The organism is Curtobacterium sp. PhB115 (assembly GCF_003752025.1).
GTDB lineage: Bacteria > Actinomycetota > Actinomycetes > Actinomycetales > Microbacteriaceae > Curtobacterium.
Window position 1 is genome coordinate 423,694 of sequence record NZ_RJKR01000006.1, and the last position, 20,659, is coordinate 444,352.

The 20,659-nt window shown below is 71.2% G+C and carries 21 protein-coding genes; 7 read left to right on the top strand and 14 right to left on the bottom strand.

Going from position 1 to position 20,659, the window contains the following annotated elements; translation table 11 throughout:
- Nucleotides 1-5 precede the first annotated feature (5 nt).
- Together EDF19_RS07555 and EDF19_RS07560 are read right to left on the bottom strand one after the other, a co-directional pair.
- Nucleotides 6-1,283, bottom strand: a complete 1,278-nt coding sequence (locus EDF19_RS07555) for an ABC transporter permease (protein WP_123680288.1) — start codon at nucleotides 1,281-1,283, stop codon at nucleotides 6-8.
- Nucleotides 1,280-2,026: an ABC transporter ATP-binding protein gene (locus EDF19_RS07560; protein ID WP_123680289.1), complete on the bottom strand. Its 747-nt coding sequence runs from the start codon at nucleotides 2,024-2,026 to the stop codon at nucleotides 1,280-1,282. The genes EDF19_RS07555 and EDF19_RS07560 overlap by 4 nt, the downstream gene beginning before the upstream one ends.
- Nucleotides 2,027-2,106: 80 nt before the next feature.
- Between EDF19_RS07560 and EDF19_RS07565 the strand changes: the two genes are divergently transcribed.
- Nucleotides 2,107-2,736 (top strand): TetR/AcrR family transcriptional regulator, encoded by a 630-nt coding sequence (locus EDF19_RS07565; RefSeq protein ID WP_123680290.1) that lies wholly within the window; start codon nucleotides 2,107-2,109, stop codon nucleotides 2,734-2,736.
- A gap of 206 nt (nucleotides 2,737-2,942) precedes the next feature.
- Here the strand turns inward: EDF19_RS07565 and EDF19_RS07570 are convergent, their stop codons facing one another.
- The 8 genes from EDF19_RS07570 to EDF19_RS07605 all read right to left on the bottom strand — a co-directional run bounded on the left by EDF19_RS07570 (nucleotide 2,943) and on the right by EDF19_RS07605 (nucleotide 9,870).
- Nucleotides 2,943-3,986 carry a glycine betaine ABC transporter substrate-binding protein gene (locus EDF19_RS07570; RefSeq protein WP_123680291.1) on the bottom strand — a complete coding sequence of 348 codons (1,044 nt, stop codon included), beginning with the start codon at nucleotides 3,984-3,986 and terminating at the stop codon, nucleotides 2,943-2,945.
- Complete coding sequence (locus EDF19_RS07575; RefSeq protein ID WP_123680292.1) at nucleotides 3,983-4,744, bottom strand: ABC transporter permease; 762 nt, start codon at nucleotides 4,742-4,744, stop codon at nucleotides 3,983-3,985. Before EDF19_RS07575 ends, EDF19_RS07570 begins: the two co-directional genes overlap by 4 nt.
- A complete protein-coding gene (locus EDF19_RS07580; RefSeq protein WP_123680293.1) occupies nucleotides 4,741-6,018 on the bottom strand; it encodes an ABC transporter ATP-binding protein in 1,278 nt (425 codons plus the stop codon). Before EDF19_RS07580 ends, EDF19_RS07575 begins: the two co-directional genes overlap by 4 nt.
- Nucleotides 6,005-6,652: an ABC transporter permease gene (locus EDF19_RS07585; RefSeq protein ID WP_123680294.1), complete on the bottom strand. Its 648-nt coding sequence runs from the start codon at nucleotides 6,650-6,652 to the stop codon at nucleotides 6,005-6,007. The genes EDF19_RS07580 and EDF19_RS07585 overlap by 14 nt, the downstream gene beginning before the upstream one ends.
- A 209-nt stretch (nucleotides 6,653-6,861) precedes the next feature.
- A complete protein-coding gene (locus EDF19_RS07590) occupies nucleotides 6,862-7,557 on the bottom strand; it encodes a DinB family protein (protein ID WP_123680295.1) in 696 nt (231 codons plus the stop codon).
- Entirely contained in the window at nucleotides 7,554-8,165 is a 612-nt protein-coding gene (locus tag EDF19_RS07595; protein WP_123680296.1) for a hypothetical protein, read from the bottom strand. Before EDF19_RS07595 ends, EDF19_RS07590 begins: the two co-directional genes overlap by 4 nt.
- Before the next feature lie 58 nt (nucleotides 8,166-8,223).
- Nucleotides 8,224-9,102, bottom strand: coding sequence for an aminoglycoside phosphotransferase family protein (locus tag EDF19_RS07600; protein WP_123680297.1), 879 nt, complete (start codon nucleotides 9,100-9,102; stop codon nucleotides 8,224-8,226).
- A gap of 117 nt (nucleotides 9,103-9,219) precedes the next feature.
- Nucleotides 9,220-9,870 carry a ScbR family autoregulator-binding transcription factor gene (locus tag EDF19_RS07605; protein ID WP_185022738.1) on the bottom strand — a complete coding sequence of 217 codons (651 nt, stop codon included), beginning with the start codon at nucleotides 9,868-9,870 and terminating at the stop codon, nucleotides 9,220-9,222.
- A gap of 72 nt (nucleotides 9,871-9,942) precedes the next feature.
- On the opposite strand from EDF19_RS07605, the gene EDF19_RS07610 reads away from it, so the two are divergent.
- Nucleotides 9,943-10,386: a hypothetical protein gene (locus tag EDF19_RS07610; RefSeq protein ID WP_123680299.1), complete on the top strand. Its 444-nt coding sequence runs from the start codon at nucleotides 9,943-9,945 to the stop codon at nucleotides 10,384-10,386.
- Between the two features lie 16 nt (nucleotides 10,387-10,402).
- Here the strand turns inward: EDF19_RS07610 and EDF19_RS07615 are convergent, their stop codons facing one another.
- Nucleotides 10,403-11,560 carry a PP2C family protein-serine/threonine phosphatase gene (locus tag EDF19_RS07615; protein ID WP_123680300.1) on the bottom strand — a complete coding sequence of 386 codons (1,158 nt, stop codon included), beginning with the start codon at nucleotides 11,558-11,560 and terminating at the stop codon, nucleotides 10,403-10,405.
- Nucleotides 11,557-12,333: a ThuA domain-containing protein gene (locus EDF19_RS07620; RefSeq protein WP_260217012.1), complete on the bottom strand. Its 777-nt coding sequence runs from the start codon at nucleotides 12,331-12,333 to the stop codon at nucleotides 11,557-11,559. Before EDF19_RS07620 ends, EDF19_RS07615 begins: the two co-directional genes overlap by 4 nt.
- Nucleotides 12,334-12,422: 89 nt before the next feature.
- Here EDF19_RS07620 and EDF19_RS07625 point away from each other — a divergent pair, with 89 nt between their 5' ends.
- Entirely contained in the window at nucleotides 12,423-12,875 is a 453-nt protein-coding gene (locus EDF19_RS07625; RefSeq protein ID WP_123680301.1) for a DUF3817 domain-containing protein, read from the top strand.
- A gap of 154 nt (nucleotides 12,876-13,029) precedes the next feature.
- Here the strand turns inward: EDF19_RS07625 and EDF19_RS07630 are convergent, their stop codons facing one another.
- On the bottom strand, nucleotides 13,030-15,240 hold the full coding sequence (locus EDF19_RS07630) for an NADP-dependent isocitrate dehydrogenase (RefSeq protein WP_123680302.1): 2,211 nt from the start codon (nucleotides 15,238-15,240) through the stop codon (nucleotides 13,030-13,032).
- Nucleotides 15,241-15,433: 193 nt separating this feature from the next.
- Here EDF19_RS07630 and EDF19_RS07635 point away from each other — a divergent pair, with 193 nt between their 5' ends.
- Nucleotides 15,434-15,799 (top strand): hypothetical protein, encoded by a 366-nt coding sequence (locus tag EDF19_RS07635; RefSeq protein ID WP_123680303.1) that lies wholly within the window; start codon nucleotides 15,434-15,436, stop codon nucleotides 15,797-15,799.
- Between the two features lie 27 nt (nucleotides 15,800-15,826).
- Nucleotides 15,827-17,530: a sodium:proton antiporter gene (locus tag EDF19_RS07640; RefSeq protein ID WP_123680304.1), complete on the top strand. Its 1,704-nt coding sequence runs from the start codon at nucleotides 15,827-15,829 to the stop codon at nucleotides 17,528-17,530.
- A 51-nt stretch (nucleotides 17,531-17,581) separates the two neighbouring features.
- Here the strand turns inward: EDF19_RS07640 and EDF19_RS07645 are convergent, their stop codons facing one another.
- On the bottom strand, nucleotides 17,582-18,070 hold the full coding sequence (locus EDF19_RS07645) for a hypothetical protein (protein WP_123680305.1): 489 nt from the start codon (nucleotides 18,068-18,070) through the stop codon (nucleotides 17,582-17,584).
- Between the two features lie 162 nt (nucleotides 18,071-18,232).
- On the opposite strand from EDF19_RS07645, the gene EDF19_RS07650 reads away from it, so the two are divergent.
- Together EDF19_RS07650 and EDF19_RS07655 are read left to right on the top strand one after the other, a co-directional pair.
- Nucleotides 18,233-19,219 carry a M23 family metallopeptidase gene (locus tag EDF19_RS07650; protein ID WP_148071056.1) on the top strand — a complete coding sequence of 329 codons (987 nt, stop codon included), beginning with the start codon at nucleotides 18,233-18,235 and terminating at the stop codon, nucleotides 19,217-19,219.
- Nucleotides 19,220-19,302: 83 nt separating this feature from the next.
- Nucleotides 19,303-20,562, top strand: a complete 1,260-nt coding sequence (locus EDF19_RS07655) for a hemolysin family protein (RefSeq protein ID WP_123680307.1) — start codon at nucleotides 19,303-19,305, stop codon at nucleotides 20,560-20,562.
- The last annotated feature ends 97 nt before the right edge of the window (nucleotides 20,563-20,659 follow it).

Genomic DNA, 20,659 nt, shown 5'->3' on the forward strand with positions numbered 1-20,659 from the left:
GGGCGCTACTCGTACCGGAGCGCCTCGATCGGGTTCTGCCGCGCGGCGCGGCGCGCAGGGAGGGTACCGGCCAGGAACGCGATGAACATCACCACGAGGATGATCGTCGCGACGGAACTCGGCGCGAACTGCATGATCTGCAGGCCCGGCAGGTCCTTGAGCACGGTGCCCGCGAGCACGTTCGAGATCCCGGTGCCGAGCAGGATCGCGACCCCGGCACCGATGGCACTGCCGAGGAAGCCGATGAACACCGCCTCGAGCGAGAAGAGCGTGTAGACCTTGCCCCCGCCCATGCCCATCGCCTTCATCAGGCCGATCTCGCGGGTGCGCTCCTGCACGCTCATGAGCAGCGTGTTGATGATGCCGAAGCCGGCCGCGACCAGGGCGATCACGGCGAAGGCGTTGAGCACGCCGACGATGCCGTTGATGACCGTCTGGAACTGGCCGAGCTGGTCCTGGATGGTCTGACCGGTGAAGCCCTCGTCGGACAGCGCCTTCTTGACCGTGGTGGCGGAGGCCCCGGGGTCGAGCGTCGCGGTGGCACTGGCGTACGACGTCGCGATCGAGTCCGGCTTGCCGATCTCCTGCGCGGCCTGCATGGCGTCGGTCAGTGCGGCGTTCGCCCCGGCCCCGCCCCCGAACAGCGACTCGTTCTGCACGCCGACCACCGTGGCGGTGAGGGTGTGCTCCTTGCCCTGGTAGTCGTCGACGGCGAAGGTGAGCTCCTTGCCGACGGCGGCCTTCGCGCTGCCGAGCCCGAGGTTCTCCAGGTAGTTCGTCGGCAGGATCACCTGGTTCGCGTCGGTGTCGTCGTCGAGCTGCTTCCCGCTCGCCAGGTCCGCGTCGAGCTCGCCAGCGTTGGCGGTGAGCGAGACGACGTACTTGCCGTCGTCGTCGTGCTCGGCGTACTTCGGGGCGAGTGCGACCGCGGGACGGACGGTGTCGATCCCCTTCGTTCCGCGGATGTCGTCGACGTCGGTCTGCGACAGGTACGAGAACGACGCCGGACCGCGGTCGACGCTCTGGCCGGACTCGTCGGGGTCGTACTTCGCCGGCCCGCTGTCGGTCGTCGAGGTCTCGACGGCCTTCGTGATGGTCAGCGAGCCGGTGTCGCCGATCGACGAGACCTGCGTGTCGATGTAGTTGCTGACGCCGGTGCCGATCGCCGAGGTCAGCGTGATGGTGAAGGCACCGATGAAGATCGCGATGACGGTCAACGTGGTGCGGAGCTTCGAGCGGAAGGTGTTCGCGACCGCGGTGCGGAGCAGGTCGAGGAAGTTCATGCGGAGTGCCTTCCGTGCGTGGCCTGCTGGTCGACGGCGGCACCGGCGGTGGGCATGCCGTCCGATCCTCCGACGATGAGTCCGTCGCGGACGTTGACGCTGCGGTCGCAGCGTCCCGCGAGTTCTTCGTCGTGCGTGACCACGACGAGCGTGATCCCACGTTCGCGCTGCAGGCCGAAGAGCATGTCCTCGACCACCTGCCCGGTGTTCGTGTCGAGGTTGCCGGTGGGCTCGTCGGCGAAGATGACGCTCGGCTCGCCGACCAGCGCACGGGCGATGACCACGCGCTGCTTCTGGCCGCCGGACAGGTCGTTCGCGTCGTTCTTCGCCTTGTCGGCGAGGCCCAGGGAGTCGAGCGCCGCCATGCCGCGGCGCTTCCGCTCGGCTCCGGAGACGCCGGCGATCTTGAGCGGCAGCACGACGTTGTCGAGGACCGAGGTCTTCGGGGTGAGGAAGAACTGCTGGAACACGAACCCGAAGGTGCTGTTGCGCGTGCGGTTCACCTGCCGCGGGCTGAGCGTCGCGGCGTCGGCGCCGTCGAGGAGCACCTGCCCCGCGGACGGCTTGTCGAGCAGTGCGAGCAGGTGCATGAGCGTCGACTTGCCGGAGCCCGACTTGCCGACGATCGCGAGGCTCTCGCCCTGGTGCACCTGGAGCGACACCCCCTTGAGCGCGTCGAACCGTGTCGCGCCTCGGCCGTAGGTCCTGGCGAGGTCACGGGCCTCGAGCACGGGAGTGGTCATGTGCCGAGCGTACTGTCCGCTGCACGACTGCAAGTTTGCATCTGCTGTAGACGGTGGAACGTACGGGTTACAGTCAGCCCATGCCCGACACCGCGCGCACCCCCGAGCTGGGCCTCCGCGACCGCAAGCGCATCGAGACCCGCCACCGCATCGCCGAGGCCGCGCGGTCCCTGGCGCTCGAGCAGGACATCGACCACACCACGATCGAGCAGATCGCCGCGCGTGCCGAGGTCTCGCCCCGCACCTTCTTCAACTACTTCGAGAGCAAGGAGGACGCGGTCCTCGGGCACACCGAGCTCGACCTCGAACCCTCGACCCTCGACGCTCACCTGGCGACGGTCGCGGGGGAGTCGGCGGCGCAGGCGGTCGTGGACCTCGCGTTCCTGGTGTTCGGCGAGTCCTTCGGGGACGAGCGCGAGCGGCTCGCCCGGAAAGAGGTCATCGTGCGCTTCCCGCAGCTCATGCGCCGCCAGGTCAGCCGGATGACGACCGTGGCCGAGGCGATGACGGGTGCGGTGCGCACGATCCTCGAACGCGATCCGGCATGGGGGCCGGACGCCGCGACCCCGCAGGCTGCCGAGATGCTGCTCGGCATGTGCATGACCGGGCTGCGGAGCTCGGCGCGCCACGAGGGGTCCGACCCGGAAGAGGTCCGTGCCCGCGTGGTCGCGTCGATCCGTGACACGGCTGCGCGCATCGCTGCGGCCTGAGACGCCACCACGGCACGGACGGGAGGTGGGCCCCACTAGCCGGTACCGGCGCACCGCGCCAGCGGGGCGACGGCCGTGCCTGGAGGGACGGTGCCAGCTGGCACCGCGCCTCCCGTCCGACAGATGGTGAGTAGAAATGGTCGGGTCCCGCCCGGCGACCCGACCATTTCCACTCACCGGGTGAGCGAACCGACCGCCGCCCGCCCTCACGGCTTCGTGATGAAGCCCTCCTTCACCATCCAGTCGAACGCGACGTCGGCCGGCTCGCGCCCCTCGACGTCGACCTGACGGTTCAGCTCCTGCAGCGCCGCGTCGGTGAGCTTCGGTGAGATCTGGTCGTAGACGTCGGCGAGCTGCGGGTACTCCTCGAGCGTGGCCGAGTCGAGCACCGGGGCGACGTTGTAGGCCGGGAAGAAGCCCTTGTCGTCCTCGAGCACGGTCAGTCCGAGGGACTTGATGCGGCCGTCGGTGGTGAAGACCTCACCGAAGTTGCACTTGCCCCGGTCCGTCGCGGTGTAGACCGTGCCGGTGTCGAGGATGCTGACGTTGCGCGTGGGGATCGACGAGTCGCCGGAACCGCCGAGCTGCAGACCGTACTTCTCGAGCATCGGCTTGAAGCCGTCGGCGCGGGAGTTGAACTCGGACTCGACGCAGAACGTCCGCTCGCTGGCCGGCAGCTTCGCGATGTCCGACAGCTTCGAGATGCCCCCGAGCTCCTTGACCGCCTCGTCCCGCACGGCGAACGCGTACGTGTTGTTCATCGGCGCCGGGTCGAGCCAGGTGAGCCCGTTTCCGGCGTCCTCCTTCTTGACCGCCTCCCACTGCTCGGTCTTGTCCGGGATGCCCTCGGAGTGGCCCATGAAGGTCAGCCAAGCGGTCCCGGTGTACTCGTACGTGAAGTCGGCGGCGTGCGAGGTCATCAGCTCGCGGACCGCGACGCTGCCCGGCACGTTGGTCTCGTCGGTGACGTCGAACCCGGCGGCCTTCGCGGCGAGCACCGCGATCTTCCCGAGCACGAGCTGCTCGGTGAAGTTCTTCGACGTCACGGTGATGTGGGCGCCGTCTGGCAGGTCGTCGATGCGCTCGATGGTGCCGGGGCCGGCCTCGGGGACGAACGACGTCGCGGGCTGCAGGCCGCAGCCGGCCAGGACGAGCGCAGTGGTGCCGGCGACGAGGACGGCGGCACCACGGCGGACGCTGCGGGCGGTGCGACGGGTGCTGCGGGCGGGGCGACGGGTGCTGCGGTTCATCGGAGACCCTTCGGTCGTGCGACCGTCTCGACCACACGGCCGAGCCAGTCGATGGAGAGGGCGAGGAGCGCGACGAGCAGCGCACCGGCGACGAGGACCTTCGGCAGGAACAGCGTCACGCCCGTGGTGATGAGGAGGCCCAGGCCGCCGGCACCGACGAAGGTCGCGAGGCTCGCGGTGCCGACGAGCAGCACGAGGGCCGTCCGGATGCCGGAGAGCATGACCGGGACCGCGAGCGGCAGCTCGACGCGCATCAGCACGCTGAACGCGCTCATGCCCATGCCGCGACCGGCCTCGACGAGGCGGGAGTCGACGCTCTGCACGCCGATCATGGTGTTCCGGAGCACCGGCAGGATCGCGTAGAGCACGAGTGCGACGACGGCCGACCACGAGTTCAACCCGAGCCACGCGGCGAGCAGGACGATGAGTCCCACCGCGGGCGCCGCCTGTCCGAAGTTGGCGACGGCGAGCACGTAGCCGCTGGCTCGCCGGAGCGGGCCGCGGGTGAGCAGGACCCCGAGCGGGATGCCGATCACGAGCACCAGCACCGTCGACTCGAGGGTCAGCACGAGGTGCTGGCCGGTCAGGGCGAGGATGTCCGCCGGGTTGAGGGTCGTCCGCTCGGTCGGGGTGAGGTCCGCCGTCGCGAGCCAGACCGCGAACGCGCCGAGCACGACCAGGATCGCGATCGGTTGGAACAGCAGCCCCTTCCACGAGGTGCTGGCCCCGGTGGCGGGACCCGCGGCGACCGCACTCACAGGTCTTCTCCCGTGGGTGCCACCACGGGTGCGGCCGGCGAGGACGGCATGGTCTCGATCGGGTTCGTGTTCGTCCCGACCGGTGTGTACGCCTGGTCGTCGGCAGCCGCCGCGCGGGACCGGGTGATCGCGTCCATGACGACCTCGACGGTGATGACGCCGCGGAACGCCTCGCCGCGTCCGGTGACCAGCGCTGCGCCGGCACTCGAGACGAGCATGGTGTCGAGCGCGTCGTTGAGGGTCGCGGCCTCACCGACGATCGGCAGCTCCGGCTCGATGCCCTCGGGGATGCGGTCGAGGCGCTCGAGCTGTCGGCGGGTCGGCCAGCCGATCGGGCGCTGTCGACGGTCCACGACGACCGCGTGCCCGTGGCCACCGGCCTCCTGCATGCGCTGGAGCACGGCCTTCGCCTCTTCGCCCGGCGAGCAGGTCACCGCGGGGACGACCTCGACGTCGCGGACCCGGTTCAGCGTGAGCTGCTTGAGCCCGGCGCCGGAGCCGATGAAGTTCTCGACGAACTCGTTCGCGGGCTCGGCGAGGATCCGCTCCGGGGTGTCGTACTGCACGATGTGCGCACCCTCGGTGAAGATGACGATCCAGTCGCCGAGCTTCACGGCCTCGTCGAAGTCGTGGCTCACGATGACGATGGTCTTGTGCAGTTCCTCCTGGATGCGGAGGAGCTCGTCCTGCAGACGCTGGCGGGTGATCGGGTCGACCGCACCGAACGGCTCGTCCATGAGCAGGACGGGCGGGTCCGCGGCGAGCGCCCGGGCCACGCCGACGCGCTGCTGCTGGCCGCCGGAGAGTTCCCGCGGGTAGCGGTCGCGGTAGGTGTCGGGGTCGAGCGAGACCAGGTCGAGCAGTTCGTCGACGCGCGCTGCGGTCTTCTCCTTGGACCAGCCGAGCATCTTCGGCACGATCGCGATGTTCGCGGCGACGGTCATGTGCGGGAAGAGCCCGCCGGCCTGGATCACGTAGCCCATCCGGCGCCGCAGTTCGTCGGCGTCGATGCCGGTCACGTCGTCGTCGCCGACGACGATGCGGCCCTCGGTGGGCTCGATCAGGCGGTTGATCATCTTGAGCGTCGTCGTCTTCCCGCAGCCGGACGGGCCGACGAGCATGACGATCTTGCCGGCCGGGATCTCGAGCGTGATGCCGTCGACGGCGGGCTTCGCCTGCCCCGGGTAGCGCTTGGTGACCTCGTCGAGCAGGATGCTGCGGCCGGTGACGTCGCCGTCGGGAGCGGTGGTGGTGGCGGAGTCAGTGCTGGACACGGATACCTCTCGAGATGGTCAGACGGCCGAGGCCGATGAGGAGCAGGTCGAGGACGAGGGCGAGCAGCACGACGCCGACCACCCCGACCACGACGGAGGACAGGGCGTTGGCGCCGCCGAGGCGCGACAGCCCGGAGAAGATGAAGCCGCCGAGCCCGGGGCCGAGCGCGTAGGCGGCGATCGCGGCGATGCCCATCACCATCTGCGCGGACACCCGCACGCCGCTCAGGATGATCGGCCACGCCATCGGCAGCTCGACCTGCACGAGCGTGCGGAAGCGGCTCATGCCGATGCCCCGCGCCGACTCGACGACGGTCGGCGGGATCTCGGCGAGGCCGACCACCGCGTTCCGCAGGATCGGCAGGGTGGCGAAGAAGACGACCGTGACGACGGACGGCACGACGCCGAAGCCGAGCGGCACGATGAGCAGGCCGATCACGGCGAAGGACGGCAGGGTGAGGCCGATCGCCGACACCCCGTTCGCCACGGAGGTGAGCCGGGGGCTGCGGTAGACGAGGGTGGCGAGGAGGACGGCGATGGCCGTGGCGAGCACCGTGCACTGGACCACCAGTGAGAAGTGCTGCCACGATGCGAACCAGATCTGGCTCCATCGCTCCACGACGTACTGGAACACGAGTGGGCGCTCCCCTTTCCGGTCGGCTGAACTGCCCACAGATCGGGGCACGAGCTCGGCCAAAGCTACGCAGCGACCGGACGGGATGTACAACCGGGGACGGCCGATGCGATCGTTCCGGTTGCATGGACCTTGCAAGGAATCCCTGGTCAGGTGCCTGTACGAACGTCAAGCCTGGGAGAACGGTAACGATCGTGAGGTGCCATCGGCTACGGGGTCAGGTCGCGCAGCTCCGACCGTTCCGCGATGTCGACGAGCTTCTCGCGCCAGAGCACCCACTCCTCCGGGGTCTTCTCGGCGAGGTTCCCGTCGCCGTCACCCGCGAGTCCGTCGAGCATCTCGCGCACGATGTCGGCGTGGCCCGCGTGCCGTGCGGTCTCGTACGCCATGTGCACGAGGATCCGGTGCAGGGTGACGTCGCGGTGCCCCTCCGGCCACCACGGCACCGTCCCGCGGGCGTCGAGGTCGAGCGCCTCGATCGTCGCGTCGGCGTGCGCGGCACTGCGTTCGTGGAACGCGACGACGTCGTCGAGGGTCTCGTCGAGCGTCGCGTACATGTCCTCGCCGTCGGACGACTCGATCCACGCGGGCGGATCCGGCAGTGGTCGCCCGAAGACCTCGCCGAAGTACCCCGACTGCACGCCGGCGACGTGCTTGACGAGGCCGAGCAGGTTCGTGCCGGTCGGGGTGACCGGCCACCGTGCCTGCCGTTCGGCCAGGCCGTCGAGCTTGGCGAGGAGGGCAGCGCGGTGCTTCTGCAGGTACCGGTGGAGGGTCTCCTTGACGACGGCCTCGTCGGGGTGCGACGAGGAGCCCTCGGTGGAGAGCAGCGAGTTGCCGCTCGACACGAGGGACGCGGTCGCCGCCGCCGGTCGGACGTCGGGGACCGCGTCGATGTCGCTCATGCCCTCGATCGTGCCACTCCACCGTCCTGCAGGCGTGCTGATTCCTGGACGGCGACCCGTTCCGCGGTGAGCAGGAGCCCGGCGACCTCGGCCGAGGTGCGGGCCGCGGAGTCGTTCCAGCTCGTCAGGTCGCGGACGCGGCCCATCCGGATGTCCGGCGCGGGGCACCAGAGCACCGGCGAGCCTTCTTCCACGACGAGGGCGTGCCAGACCAGGTCGAGGGAGTGCTGCACCCGCGGCGAGTGCACCGCGTGCGGACCGCCGGCGGCGGAGACCACCGCCCCGACGAGGCAGGCGCCGACGAGCGGCCGGCCCTGTACGTCCATGGCCGCGGCACTGGAGGCCTTGCGCACACGGCCGTGCTCGTCGAGGTACGCGAACCAGGCGTGCTGGATCCAGCCGCGTTCGATCACCCCACGCGCGTCGGAGAGCAGCTGTCCGAGTTCGCCGAGTTCGCGGAGCCGGGCGTCGACGCGTCGGACACGGGCGGCTGCGCGCCGCTCGGCGAGTCGGTCGAGGAGCCCGCGGAAGCCGGTTCGGTCGGTTCGGGTGGGGGCGGGAGAGGCGTCGGTGGCGACGTCGTGCTGGACGCGGAACTCGAGGCTCATGACGGCCCCTCCGATCGGCTGTGCACGGATGGTGCGGTCACGATAGCCCCGCCGGGTCTCAGCCGTCCAGCACTGCGTCGATGCTGCGTCGCGCGACGGTCCGGAAGGCGCGCTCGTCGGACGTCGCGAGGGCGGAGGCGATGGCGATCGCCCACCCGCGGGCGCGTCCCCAGGTCGCGTCCGGGGCCGCGACGAGCGTCCGGAACGCGTGGCGGGCCTCCTGGTCGAGCGTCAGCCAGGCGGTCGCGAGGTCGACGGCGGGGTCCCCCGAGGTGACGTCGCCGAAGTCGACGACCGCCGACAGGCGGTCGACACCGTCGTCCGCGCGGTCGACGAGCACGTTGAACGGGTGCAGGTCGCCGTGCACCCAGACGGGAGGCCCGGCGTGGGCCGGCAGCGCTGCCGCGGTCCGCCAGGCTGCCGCCAGCTCCACCGCACGGGGCACGTCCGCGGTCGCGAGCCGGTGCAGGACGGCGTCGCTCCGCGACGCGAGCGGCACCGCACGGAACGGGTTCGCCGGTGCGTCGGCCGGGGCCGGGACGTGCAGGAGCCCGACGAAGGCGGCGAGTCCCTCGGCGACGCGGACCCCTCGGGCCGCATCGCCCGCCGGGACACCGGGGAGCCAGCGCACGACGCTCCAGGACCACGGGTAGCCGAGCGCCGGACGGCCGGTGCGCACGGGGTCCGGGACCGCCACCACCGATCGCACCAGCGCCGCGATCTCCGGCAGCCACCGCTGCTCGTGCTCGACCAGGCGTGCGGCGAGTTCCCGACGCGGCAGCCGCACGGCGTACTCGTCGCCGAGCCGCAGGATGACGTTGTCCCAGCCGTTGGCGACGACCACGAGCGGCAGGTCCGCCAGGTCGGGGTGCTGGTCGTGCAGCAGCGCCCGGACCAGCGGGACGTCGACGTCGAACTCGGCGGAGGGGGTTGGCACCGGCTCAGGCTAGTGGGCCGCGGGACACATGCCCGCGAACGGGGGCCGGTGCCGAAACCGACCACTTGGTATCCTCATAGGGAAGGTGACGTGGGTGTTTCCCTGGGGGGACCCGCGTCACTCCGGGGCGATCACGGCGACCAGTCGGGGGATCTCCGACCGCGTCCGCTCGGTCGCGATCGCGGCGAGCAGGACCGTCCAGAGCTCGCGCAGCCGTTCGTAGAGGTCCGTCCGGTCGGCCAGCACGTCGGAGACCGTCTGCACGCCCGTGTACGCCGGGATCACCACTCGGCCGACGAGTTCCGGGTCCCACTGCGGATCGACCTCGCCGGCGTCGATCGCCTGCCGCACGAGGTCCGACACGACGGCCATCCAGTCGGTGTACGGGTCCTGCCGCGCCACGTCGCCCGTCGCCGCCTCGGTCGAGAGCCGGATGCCCGCGCTGACGACGACCTCGGTGGTCATCTGGGTCGCGAGGCCCTGCGACATCCACATCAACGACTCCAGCGGCGTCGCACCCCGGGTGACCGCGGCCTCGCCGTAGCGCCGGGAGATCTCGTGCTGCTCGGCGATCACGGCGCCCGCCAGGTCGGCCTTCGACGTGAAGTGGAAGTACAGCGCGCCCTTGGTCAGCCCGGCCCGGTCAGCGACGGCGTCCATCGAGGCGCCGGTGTAGCCGCGTTCGTCGAACTCGCGGGCCGCACCCGCGACGATCGCCGCTCGCGTCGCCTGCGCCCGCTGCTGCCGGGTGCGTCCGTCCTGCGCCATGGTCCCTCGATCGTAGTCGTGCGCGGTCACGCGTTCGGCGTCCGTACGGACAGGTGCCATACGGTTCCGGCCATGGACGGATCGCTGAACCCGGCACGGTGGGCACGCACAGGACGGTGGCTGCTGCTGCCGATCGCGGTGCTCGACTGGGTCGCGCTCGCGCCGCAGACCATCGTCGTGCTCGCGTTCCTGATCGCCGTGGTCGGGCTCGCCGGGATGGCGGCCGCACTCGTCGTGCACATGCTCGGACGGTCCCGCGGCGCGATGGCCGCGCTCGGCGTCGTGATGCTCCTCGGCGGGCTCGTGGTGTTCGGCCTCGACCCGTTCCCGGGGTCGTTCCCGCTCATCGACGGCTGGTGGCCGGAGGCGATCACCCAGCCGCAGGTCGTCGGGAGCGCCTACTGGCAGCTCGCTGGCCTCGGCATCGAACTCGCCGGTTTCGGGCTGCTCGCGACGCTGCTCGTCGCCGCGCTCACCGGGGCACCGCGCACCCGACAGGACCGCCCCCGCGGCTGACGCCGATCCGCCACGGTCAGTGGCGGGCGACGACGACCACGGTGACGTCCTGCACCAGGTCGCCGGACGGCACCAGGGACCGCACCCGCTCGACGACCGCAGCGCCGTCCGGCTCCGACCGGACCAGGTCGGCGAGCGCGTCGAGGTGCCCGACGTCCCGGAGCGCCAGGACCCCCTCGGTGCAGAGCACCAACCGGTCGCCGGGCTCGAGGTCGAACTCGTCGGGGGACCGGGGGATGGCGTCGGGCTGCAGGCCGAGCGGCAGGTCGAGCGAGTGCAGGACCCTGTTCGTGCCGTCCGACCGGACGAGCACCGCGAGTCCGTGGCCGGCGTCGCCGTGGACGACGTGACCCGACGCCGGGTCGAGCCGCAGGTGGAAGAGCGAGCCGACGGCGTCCGCAGCGGACAGGTCGGCGGTGATCTGTGCCTCCAGGCCGCCGATCGCGTCCTGCATGGCGGTCTCGGTGCGTGCGACGACGGCACCGCGGACGGCCGAGGCGAGCAGACCCGACGCACGGCCGGCTGCCGCGACGGCACCGATCGTCACGTGGAGTGCACCGTCGGACGCGACCCGCCAGTCGACGACGTCGCCGCCACCGTCCTCGCGGCGGACAACCAGGGTGTCCACGTCGTAACCGGGCACGTCGACCGGTTCCGGCACGAGTCCGTCGAGCACCCGGCGGACGCGTCCGCGGTCGATGGCGTGCCCGAGCTCGCGCTCCGCCCACCGTGCCAGGTCCCGGAGCAGGTCGAGGTCCTCGGCGGAGAGCTCACGCGGGGTGGCGTCCATGATGCAGAGCGTGCCGACCCGGGTGCCGTCGAGCATCGACAGCGGCGCGCCCGCGTAGAACCGGATGCCCTGCTCGGTCACTGCCGCGAGGTGACTGAACCGCGGGTCGAGCGTCGCGTCCGGCACGACCATCGGCTCGTTCGACAGCACCGTCGTGGAGCAGAAGACCTGCTCGGCCGGCGCACTGCCGCCCTGCTGCCACCCCTGCGTCGACTGCGCCGTCACGACGTCGTGGTGCACGAGGTTCAGGAACGTCAGCGGGACACCGAAGGCCTCCTGCGTCATCCGGGTGATGCGGTCGAAGCGCTCCTCCGGGCCGCTGCCGAGGACACCGAGCGCCTCGACGACGGCGGTGCGGTGTGCGGCGGTGTCGAGCTGGGTCATCCGTCCTGTCTACCCGCACCATCGCCCAGGAACCAGTCCCGGGGGTGCTGGTCGGCGGTGAGCTCGCGCCGCTCGGACACCGGAGCCGCCCACGAGGCGGCGTTCGAGAGCACCCGCTGGATGTCCGGGTGGTGGTACACGGGGTACTCCTGGTCGCCCGGCGAGAAGTAGAAGACCTTCCCCAGGCCGCGGCGGTACGCGACGCCGGACCGGAAGACCTCGCCGCCGGCGAACGTCGACAGGAAGACCTCTTCGTCGGGACGCGGGATGTCGAAGTACTCGCCGTACATCTCCTGGCGGTCGATCACGATCGGGTGCGGGACACCCTCGGCGATCGGGTGCTCCGGGGCGACCGTCCAGACGAGTTCGCGCTCGCCGTCGTTCCGCCACTTCAGCGAGCAGGTGGTGCCCATCAGACGCTTGAACGGCTTCGAGTAGTGCCCGGAGTGCAGCACCACGAGGCCCATGCCGGCGTGCACGGCGTCGACGACCAGGTCGACGACGGCGTCGCTGACCTCGTCGTGGGCGGCGTGGCCCCACCAGAACAGGACGTCGGTCGTCGCGAGCCGCTCGGCGGTGATGCCGTGGTCGGGCTCCTGCAGGGTCGCGGTGGAGACCTCGGCCCCCGGCTGGAGTTCGCGCAGCGCCGCGGCGATCACGGTGTGCATGCCGTCGGGGTAGTGCTCGACGACCGTCGCGTCACCGCGGGTCTCGTGCACGTTCTCGTTCCAGACGACGATGTTCAGGGGACGGTTCTCGGTCGGCACTGACATGACTCCAACGCTAGCCTCCCCGGGCGTCGAATCGATACGACCACCGGAGTGTCGGGGGTTTCCCGGGACGCGTCCGCGACGATGTGGGCATGACTCCCCGCACCCTGTTCCGTGCCGCCGCGGTCGCCGAACTCGTGACCTGGACCATGCTCATCGCCGGGATGGTGCTGAAGTACGGCCTGGACGCCGGCGACTGGGGCGTCCGGATCGGCGGCGGGGTGCACGGCTTCGTGTTCCTGGCGTACCTCGTCGTCACCACGGTCGTCGCGGTGAACCAGCGCTGGTCGGTCGGTGCGCTGCTGCTCGGGTGGGTCAGCGCCGTCGTGCCGTACGCGACGGTGCCGTTCGAGGTCGCGGTCGCCCGGCGCGGCATGCTCGAGGGCCCCTGGCGTCGTTCGGCGGACGCCCACTCGGGGTTCTGGGACCGCCTGCTGTTCTTCGTGGTGCGCCGGCCAGCGGTCGCCGCCGGCATCGGAGTCGTGGCGGTCGCCCTCGTCTTCTCGGGGCTGCTGGTCGTCGGCCCGCCCCGCGTCGCGTCGTGAGTGGCACGTGACTTCGTGAGCAGAAATGGTCGGGTTCGTGATGCGGACCCGACCATTTCTGCTCACGATGCGCGGCCCTGGTCGCGACCACGGACGGGACGGGAGGCCCGGTGCCAGCTGGCACCGGGCCTCCCGTCCCGTCATGGGTGCGCGATCAGAGCGCGGCGAGCGTCGCGTTCAGCGTCGCGGACGGGCGCATGACCGCGCTCGTCTTGGCGTCGTCCGGACGGTAGTAGCCGCCGATGTCGGCCGGGTGCCCCTGGACGCTGTTCAGCTCCTCGACGATCTGCGCTTCCTGTGCGTCGAGCTTGCCGGCGATCTCGGCGAACGACGCGGCCAGGTCGGTGTCCTCGGTCTGCGCCGCGAGCTCTTCCGCCCAGTACTTCGCCAGGTAGAAGTGGCTGCCACGGTTGTCGATCGAGCCGAGCTTCCGGCCCGGGGACTTGTCCTGCTCGAGGAAGGTCCCGGTGGCACGGTCGAGCGTCTCGCCCAGGATCTTCGCCCGCTCGTTGCCCGTCACACCGGCGAGGTGCTCGAGGCTGACCGCCAGCGCGAGGAACTCGCCGAGGCTGTCCCAGCGCAGGTAGTTCTGCTGCACGAGCTGCTGCACGTGCTTCGGGGCGGACCCACCGGCACCGGTCTCGAACAGTCCACCGCCACCGAGCAGCGGGACGACGGAGAGCATCTTCGCCGAGGTGCCGAGCTCCATGATCGGGAACAGGTCGGTCAGGTAGTCGCGCAGGACGTTGCCGGTGACGGAGATGGTGTCCTCGCCGCGGCGGATGCGCTCGAGCGAGAACCGCATGGCGTCCTCGGGGGACAGGACCTCGATCTGCAGGCCCTCGGTGTCGAGCTCGCCCAGGTACTGGCGGACCAGCCCGATCAGGTTCGCGTCGTGCGCACGGGTCTCGTCGAGCCAGAACACCGCCGGGGTCTCCGAGGCGCGGGCACGGGTGACGGCGAGCTTCACCCAGTCGCGGATCGCGGCGTCCTTGGTCTGGCAGGCACGCCAGATGTCACCGGGCTCGACGTCGTGCTCGATGACGACGTCGCCGGCGGCGGTCGTCACGCGGACCACGCCGGAGCCGCTGATCTCGAAGGTCTTGTCGTGCGAGCCGTACTCCTCGGCCTTCAGCGCCATCAGCCCGACGTTCGGGACCGAACCCATCGTCGCGGGGTCGAAGGCACCGTTCGCGCGGCAGTCCTCGATCACGGTCTGGTAGATGCCGGCGTAGCTCGAGTCCGGGATCACGGCGAGGGTGTCGTGCTCGTCGCCGTCCGGGCCCCACATGTGCCCGGAGGTCCGGATCATCGCGGGCATCGAGGCGTCCACGATGACGTCGCTCGGGACGTGCAGGTTCGTGATGCCCTTGTCCGAGTCGACCATCGCGAGCTCGGGACCGGCGGCGATGCCGTCGGTGAAGGCCTGCTTGATCTCCGCACCGTTCGGCAGGGCGTCGAGGCCGGCGAGGATCGAGCCGAGGCCGTCGTTCGGGGTGAGACCCGCGGCGGCGAGGTCGGCACCGAAGCGCTCGAACACCGACGGGAAGAAGGCCTTGATGACGTGGCCGAAGATGATCGGGTCGGAGACCTTCATCATCGTGGCCTTGAGGTGCACGGAGAACAGGATGTCCTCGGCGGCGGCGCGCTGGATCTGGTCCTTCAGGAAGGCCTCGAGTGCGGCGACGTGCAGCACGGTGCCGTCGATGACCTCGCCCTGCAGGACGGGGATCGACTGCTTGAGGACCTGCTCGGTGCCGTCCTCGGCGACGAAGGTGATCGTCAGGACGTCGTCGGCAGGGGCGATCCACGACTGCTCGTTGGACCGGAAGTCGTCGACACCCATCGTGACGACGTTCGTCTTCGAGTCGGCGGACCAGGCACCCATACGGTGCGGGTGCTTGCGGGCGTAGTTCTTCACCGACAGGGGCGCACGGCGGTCGGAGTTGCCCTCGCGCAGCACCGGGTTGACGGCGCTGCCCTGGACGCGGCCGTAGCGGGCGCGGGCGTCGCGCTCCTCGTCCGTCTTCGGCTCGTCGGGGTAGTCGGGCAGGTCGTAGCCCTGCGCCTGCAGCTCCTTGATCGCGACCTTGAGCTGCGGGATCGACGCCGAGATGTTCGGCAGCTTGATGATGTTCGCCTCGGGGGTCTTCGCGAGCTCGCCGAGCTCGGCGAGGGCGTCGTCCATGCGCTGCTCGGCAGTGAGCCGCTCCGGGAACTGGGCGATGATCCGGCCGGCGAGCGAGATGTCGCGGGTCTCGACGTCGACACCCGCGGTGCCGGCGAAGGCCTGGATGACCGGGAGGAAGGAGTGGGTGGCGAGGAACGGCGCCTCGTCCGTGAGGGTGTAGATGATCTTGGCCATGCTGGCGGGTACTCCCTTGTTCGACCGTCGGTACGTCCACGGTACTCGTGGCGCAGGATGTCTCGACATCAAGATACATGCTGCGGCCTTCGTCCGGCAGGTACTCGGCTGACGTCCTGGAGGCGCACTGGCGACACATAGGAACGCCCGGTGGACTGGTCTTCCGCAGTTCCAGAGCCGCAGGAGGGCGATCATGGCGACGACACGTCAGACACCGGAGGACTTCGGCTGGACCGCAGAGGACCTGCGGTCCGCCTACGCGTCGGACGGCAGCGGGCCGTACCGCTACGCACCCGACGGCTCCGGCCCGTTCTCCTACGACGCGGACGGCTCGGGCCCGTGGCTCGTCGGCCCCGAACCGCGCCGGGGACTGGCCCGCTTCGCACCGCGCGACCGGGCGTCCCGCTCGCGACTCCGGCGCATCGGCACCGCGTGCACGGCCGGAGCCCTGGCCCTCGTCCTGGCGGTCGGGAGCGTCGCCGTCGTCGCCCACACTGTTCCTCCACACCACGCGGTGGAGGCGGGTGCCGTCCACAGTCCGGGACCGGACGCCACCTGATCGCTCCGGCGGTGCCACCCTGGGGGCGTGACAGAACTCCTCGTGGTGGGCGTGATCGCCCTGGTCGCCATCGCCGGTGCGGCCGTGCTCGGGCCCCGCATCGGGGTCGCGGCGCCGCTCGTGCTCGTCGTGGTCGGGATCATCGCGAGCCTGCTCCCGTGGATCCCCGACGTGGAGATCGACCCGGAGTGGATCCTCGCGGGGGTGCTGCCGCCCCTGCTGTACTCGTCCGCGGTCTCGATGCCGTCGATGAACTTCCGGCGCGAGTTCGGGGCCATCAGCGGGCTCTCGGTGCTGCTCGTCGTCGCCAGCAGTGTCGTGCTCGGGCTGTTCTTCGCCTGGGTGATCCCGGGCCTCGGGTTCTGGTGGGGCATCGCCCTCGGCGCCATCGTCAGCCCGACGGACGCGGTCGCCACCTCGATCGTGAAGCAGACCTCGGTGTCCCGACGGGTGATCGCGATCCTCGACGGCGAGTCCCTGCTCAACGACGCCACCGCACTCGTGCTGCTCCGCACCGCCATCGCCGCGGCCGCCGCCTCGTTCTCGTTCTGGGGCGCACTCGGCGACTTCGCGAAGGCCGTCGCCATCGCCGCGGTGATCGGCTGGTTCGTCGGCTGGGCGAACGTGGCCGTCCGCTCCCGCGTCCCGAACGCCGCGGTGAACACGGCGCTGTCCTTCGCGGTGCCGTTCATCGCCGCGGTGCCGACGGAACTGCTCCAGGGCTCCGGGCTCGTCGCCGCGGTCGTCGCCGGGCTGTTCACCGGCATCGTCGGTCCCCGGAAGCTCCCACCCGGCCACCGCCTGTCGGATGCCCAGAACTGGCAGACGATCGAGCTCGTGCTCGAAGGAGCGGTGTTCCTGACGATGGGACTCCAGCTGTCGTCGGTCCTGCACGACGTCCAGGCGGAACACACCGGCGTCGGCCCCGCGGTCCTCATCGCGGTCGGCGCGCTCGTCCTCACGGTGCTCGTCCGCGCCGCCTACGTCGTCCCGCTCCTGTTCGCCCTCTCCGCGAGCGCCAAGCGCGGCGAGCGGCTGCAGGCCCGGTTCGAGGAGATGCACGCGAGCGACCGGGACGCCATGAGCGAGACCATCCGCGAGCACCGACCCGGCAACCGCGCCCCCTCGGAGCGCGAGCTCGACCGGTTCGCAGTGCGGATCCGCCGCACCCTGGCGGACATCGCGTACTTCACCAGGGCCCCGCTCGGCTGGCGGGAGGGCACGACGGTCATCTGGGCCGGCATGCGTGGTGCAGTGACGGTCGCCGCGGCGCAGACCCTGCCGGCCACCGGCGCCCACCCGGCACCTGATCGCTCCCTGCTCGTGTTCATCGCGTTCGCGGTGGCCCTGTTGTCGCTCGTGGTCCAGGGCGGCACGATCGGTCCGCTGCTCCGTCGCATCGCCGCTCCGGCGACGGACACGGCCGCGAAGGACACCGAGGAACGGCGGCGACTGCTCGAGCTCATGCGGGACGCGGCCGAGCAGGTCCCCGGCACGCGCGAGGCCGGTCCGGCGACGCGCGAGGAACTCGAGGCCGCCGACCCGGCGGAGCTCCGAGCGTGGATGGGGCGCGAGAAGTCCAGGCGCCTGGCCGTGCTCGAGGCGCAGCGGTCGGCGATCCTGGACGCCCGCGACGACGGCACGTTCGACGCCGAGGTGCTCGAGTCGATGCTGCAGAACCTCGACGCCGAGCAGATCGCCCTCGAGCTCCGCGGGGCGCCGACCCGGTGACGCCGCGGGGCGCTCGCCCGAGCCTGGGCCCGGGCCCTCCGCAGGTGGGCGTCAGGCGGTGATGCGGAACACCCGGACGCCGGCCGCACGCAGTCCCGCGAGGCCGAGGCGCATCCGCAGGTTCCGGAACGGCCGCTCGAGCCCGAACGGGGCTGCCGCCGCACCGAGCTGGTGCAGCACCTCGGACGTCAGGGTCCGTTCGAGCTTCGGCGCGAGCCGGGTCACCCGCGACACCGTCACCACGACACGGACCGCGTGCGGGGCCAAGAGCGGCGCGATGCGCTCGGCCGCTTCCTGTGCACGGTGGAAGGCGGGGTCGTCCCCGGGGCGGCGGATCGCGATGACCGCCAGTTCCGCGGTGCCGGTCTCGTCCGGGTCGGGCGGGTCGTCCACTCCGACGACCCGCATCCGCGCGGCATCGACACCGGCCCGGACCGCTGCCGAACGCAGCACCGGGAGGAGTTCCTGGGTCCCCGCGAGCACGACCCCGGCCGACCGGAGGTCGATGGGTTCGTGCCGCTCACGCGGCGATCGGGCCATGGTGCGGGTCCTTCCGTCGCTTTCCCCCGACGCTACCGAGGAGCAGTGCTCGGGGGACGCCGGAGCCCCCGCCGGTCAGGGGGCTCCCAGGTCCTCCGGTAACGAAGAGATCACGAAAGGGTCTGTACAAGAGGACAGAGTCGTGCAGAATGGTGGACGGCCATGACGACGACAGCACCCGATTCTGACCCGCAGCCCGGTACTCCGGTCGTGCACCTGTCCCGTCGTGCTGCCCTCGAGGCGGAGCGCGCAGCCGCCCGCAAGCCCGAGCGCGCAGCCGCCCGCAAGCCCGAGCGCAAGCCCGGCCGTCGCGCCACCGCAGCCCGTGCGACCACCGAGCACGTCGACGCCCGGATCACCCACGTCGTGCGCCGCCCCGCGGTGGCGACGTCCGTGGCGGTGCCGACCCGCGCCTCCCGGCAGCAGCCGACACGTGCGGGCCGGACGCCCAGGACCACCCGGTGGATCCGCTCGAACCGGGCCAGCCGCATCACGCTGACCAGCGCCGTCGCCGCCGTCGCGATGTTCGCCGCGTCGGCGATGCCCGCGCACGCCGCCGCCGGCACCTCGATCGCCACCTCCACCATCGCGCCGATCGTGCGCACCCAGGACTACGCAGTGACCCAGGCGGTCACCGCGACGGGCCTCGACCGCGACGGGTTCACCGTCGGCGGCGGCTCGAACGGCACGGCGGGTACGTCGGTGTCCTACGGCGGAGCGGTCCGGTCGCCGTTCCCCGGCCCGGTCAAGATGAGTTCGGGCTTCGGTTACCGCTCGGCACCGTGCGGCGCGTGCTCGTCGCTGCACCAGGGCCTCGACTTCACCCCGGGCATGGGTACGCCGATCGGCGCCGTCGCCGCCGGCACGGTCCGCGTCTCCGGCACGTACTTCTCGTACGGCAACGCGGTGATCATCGACCACGTAATCGACGGTCGCCAGGTCTCCACCCTCTACGGGCACATGATCCCGGGGTCCTCGCCGCTCAAGGTCGGGGACGAGGTCGACGCCGGCCAGTTCATCGGCCTGGTGGGCTCCTCGGGCGTCTCGACCGGCGCGCACCTGCACCTCGAGGTCCTCATGGACGGCGTGACGCCGATCGATCCCGAGGCATGGCTCCAAGCTCGCATCGGGCGTTCCCTCACCGCCTGATCAGCTTCCCTGTGCAGAGTCACAGGCATGGACGATCCCCACAGACCGCCCGCCCGTCGCCGATCCACTGAGTCCGCCCGCTGATGGGCGTCGACACCTGGATCGCCTTCGGGCTCGTCATCCTCTTCGTGCTCGTCGGCGGGGTGTTCGCCGCGGCCGAGATCGCACTCGTCTCGCTCCGTGAGTCACAGCTGCAGCAGCTCGAGCGTCGCGGCAGCCGCGGCGCTCGGGTCGCCGAGCTCGGGCGCGACCCGAACCGGTTCCTGTCCGCCGTGCAGATCGGCGTGACGGTCGCCGGCTTCTTCTCGGCCGCGTACGGCGCATCGTCGATCGCCCCGGACGTCGCGCCGCTGTTCACCGGCCTCGGGCTGGAGCAGGGCGCAGCGGAGGCTGTCGCCCTCGTCGCGATGACCCTCGTGATCGCGTACCTGTCGCTCGTCTTCGGCGAGCTCGTCCCGAAGCGCCTCGCCCTGCAGCGCGCCGAGGGCTTCTCGATGGCCGTCGCGCCGACCCTCGACCGCTTCGCCACCCTGATGCGCCCGGTGATCTGGGTCCTGTCCACCTCGACCGACCTGGTGGTGCGACTGCTCGGCGGCGACCCGAACGCCCGCAGCGAGTCGATGAGCACCGAGGAGCTCCGTGGCCTCGTCGACGACCACGACGCGATCGATGCCCAGGGCCGCCGGATCGCGCGGAGTGCGCTGGACGCCAACGGCCGCATCCTCCGCGAGTCGATGCGTCCCTGGTACGACGTCTCGACGATCGACGCGACGCTGTCCGTCGCCGCGGCCACCGACCACGCCATCGGGGCCGGGCACACGCGCTACCTGGTGACCTCGGGTTCGCGCGACGCGGTCCAGGGCTTCGTGCACCTCCGCGACCTCCTCCGTCCGGCGGACCCCGACGCGGCCGTCTCGACGCTCGTGCGTCCCGTGCTCGCGCTGCCGGAGACGAAGTCGCTGTCGAGTGCGATCGCGGACATGCGGACCGAGGGGCACCAGATCGCCCTGGTCGTCGACGAGTACGGCGGGAGCGCCGGGATGGTCACGCTCGAGGCACTGCTCGAGGACCTCGTCGGACGCATCCGCGACGAGTGGGACGAACCCACCGCCGAGCACGACGGGGTGGACGGCGCCACGGTGCTCGAGGACCTGGCGGCCGACGGCGGACCGGTCCTGCCCGACGGCGACTACGAGACCGTCGGCGGCCTGGTGCAGGTGGCCCTCGACCGCATCCCCGAGGTCGGCGACGTCGTCGCCGTGGGCGACCACGTCATCGAGGTGACCGCCATGGACGGTCACCGTGTCGCGCGCGTGCGGATCGCCGTGGACGCGACCAGCTGACGGTCGGGAGGCGCGGTGCGGGCCCGCCACGGGCCTCCCGGCTCGCAGGCGGGTACCGCTGGTGCCTGCCGGGAGGCCAGGACCGCCACGTACGCTC